Annotated in this window: 3 protein-coding genes; all 3 read right to left on the bottom strand. The window is 46.4% G+C overall.

Going from position 1 to position 2,379, the window contains the following annotated elements:
* Window positions 1-35 precede the first annotated feature (35 nt).
* From tnpC to tnpA, 3 genes are read right to left on the bottom strand one after another with little or no spacing between them, the layout of a single operon-like run.
* Window positions 36-1,568, bottom strand: a complete 1,533-nt coding sequence (tnpC, locus tag AACQ79_RS13055) for an IS66 family transposase (RefSeq protein WP_170899890.1) — start codon at window positions 1,566-1,568, stop codon at window positions 36-38.
* 59 nt (window positions 1,569-1,627) lie between these two features.
* On the bottom strand, window positions 1,628-1,981 hold the full coding sequence (tnpB, locus tag AACQ79_RS13050; RefSeq protein ID WP_170899889.1) for an IS66 family insertion sequence element accessory protein TnpB: 354 nt from the start codon (window positions 1,979-1,981) through the stop codon (window positions 1,628-1,630).
* Window positions 1,978-2,298, bottom strand: a complete 321-nt coding sequence (gene tnpA, locus AACQ79_RS13045; RefSeq protein WP_170899888.1) for an IS66 family insertion sequence element accessory protein TnpA — start codon at window positions 2,296-2,298, stop codon at window positions 1,978-1,980. The genes tnpB and tnpA overlap by 4 nt, the downstream gene beginning before the upstream one ends.
* Window positions 2,299-2,379 lie beyond the last annotated feature (81 nt).

Genomic DNA, 2,379 nt, shown 5'->3' with positions numbered 1-2,379 from the left:
GTATGCGCCCCATAATCCCACGGGGCGTTTTAATTTCAGTGTGAGACGTTCCAAGGCAGAAGAGAGTTAATATCAGGCTCTGGCTTTGCCAGTTCTTTCATACATTTGACCATGTAATCGTAGAGTATCAGTCCGTTCGCTTTCGCCGTCTCGATGATGCTATACAGCAAAGCACTCGCATCAGCACCAAGCGGATTCGTCGAGAATAACCAATTTTTTCTGCCAATGACCAGCGATTTGATTGCGCGTTCCGCTCGGTTGTTGTCGATAGATAAATGCCCATCTTCAACATAGCGTATCAGCTTAGGCCACTGACCCAAGGTGTACTTGATGGCTTTACCAAGAGGACTCGATTCGATGACTTTCTGCGTGGTTAACCAGTCATAGAAGTCATCCAACATCGGTTTAGCCTGCGCTTGTCTTTCTGACCAACGCTCTTCGACCGAAGCGAGTTTTAATCGGGATTCCAGTGCGTACAGCTTTTGGATTTTGGCTAACGCCACATCCGCTTTACCTGTTTTACCCTTGCCCTGAAGCTTCTTCGCTTCCATGAACTTACGACGTGCATGAGCGAAGCAACCGACATTGGTGACGTTGGTTAATCCATCATAAGCCGCGTAACCATCACTTTGCAGATAGCCTGAGTAATCACCCAAGAAGTTCACAGGACACGCTCTCGCGCGACTGTTTTGATAGTCGAACAAGACGATATTTTTCATGTCAGGGAGTTTAGCTTCAGGGGAGTCGGCTCCCGAGCAGTACAACCACATGTAACATTGCTTCTCTTCCTTGAGCACATTGAGCGGCGTTTCATCGGCCTGAACCACCCCTTGTTCAAGTAAGTGTACTTTTAATGCTTGATAAAGCGGTTTGAACTTTTCACTCACTTGGATAACCCACCTTGCCATGGTGGTTCTCGATAACTCGATACCTGACTGGGAGAACAAGCTTTCCTGACGATACAGCGGAAGCGCATACTGATATTTGCCTAAGATAATATTGGCAAGCAGGCTTTCAGTGGCGAAGCTTTTGGGGATGATACTTATCGGTGTAGGCTGCTGGTGAATATGGCTCGTCTCTGCTTTTTGTTCACACTGACGACAGGCGTATTTCGGGCGAACAACTTCCAACACTTTTAGGACGGCGGGCGTGAACTCCAGCTTTTCACTGCGGTCTTCGCCGATTTTATGCAGAGTGTGTTGGCAGCATGAGCACTGTTTGTCGTGCTCATCTAGGTCAAGCTCGATAATTTCACGTGGCAAGTCTTTAGGAAGCGGTTGACGTTTACCACGACGTTTGATTGTCGTCGTCGTGCTGGTGATAACCTCATCTTCCGATTTCGCCACTTCACATTCCGCCTCATTAAAGAGGTCACCCTGTGCTTCGTTATACGGCTTTAACGCTTCCGAGCGTTTGGCGAATTGACGGTCAAGGGCCAGTTTAAACTGCTCAATTAAGGATTGGCGCTCTTGTTGCCACTCTTTTTTCTCAGACATCAACGCTTTCACCATCGCTTGAAGCTCGGCGATGTCTTGGCTTTCTGGGTTAATGTCGGGCGTCTTTTTCATGGCATTGATTATACTAAAAATACCACGTCAAGGCTTGGTATAACTCACTTTTATCGAGTTCAACTCATTGTAAAGTTGTCTATTTTTATCGGTTTATGGCCGATTATCGTGAAGCCAGATAACAGTCTATCTAAGTCAAATTGAGTCAGGGTGTAGACCTGCTTTTTCTCTTGATTGGGCCATTTGAATTTGGCTTTTTCCAACCGTTTGTACCACAGGGCAAAGCCCGTTTTATCCCAGTACAACACTTTGATTTTATCGCGTTGTTTATTGGTAAATAGGAACAGTGCGCCTGTGCCGAGCGGCAAATCGGTTTCGGACTCGATAATCGCGGCTAATCCATTGATGGACTTTCTAAAGTCCACGAACTCTCGATACAGGTAAACATTCGGGGCGCTCAACATTCGTTTCATGACAGTGCTCCGATTAACTCTGCCAGATACGAGGCAGGTGTACCCTGTGGAATGCTGAGTTCAGCGTCATTAATAAATAATGTCATGTTGGCGACGGGTGTTTGAGTTACTTGGTAGCGAGTCGTTTTTTCAACGACTTCTGCTTTAACAAAGCCACTGATATTGGCTGACTCTGTTGTTTGTAACTGCTGGCGTTTGGCATAAAAGGTAGACAGACTTAGCTCGTTACGCTCACAGAAGACGCGCTGGGATAGATGGCTGGATTGGTATTTTTCAAACAGGGTTTGCCATTCTTTGTTGGTGCGCCGTTTTGCCATTTCAGATCTCCTTGAGGTTGGAGATTTGATCTTAGGACGTACCGATATTGATTAGAATGTGGGGTTTATGATGCGCTTACG

This window comes from Vibrio sp. 3-2(1) (genome assembly GCF_963887575.1).
GTDB classification, from domain to species: Bacteria; Pseudomonadota; Gammaproteobacteria; order Enterobacterales; family Vibrionaceae; genus Vibrio; species Vibrio anguillarum.
The sequence above is the reverse complement of the archived record's forward strand: the minus strand, read 5'-3'. Positions and strand labels throughout refer to the sequence as shown.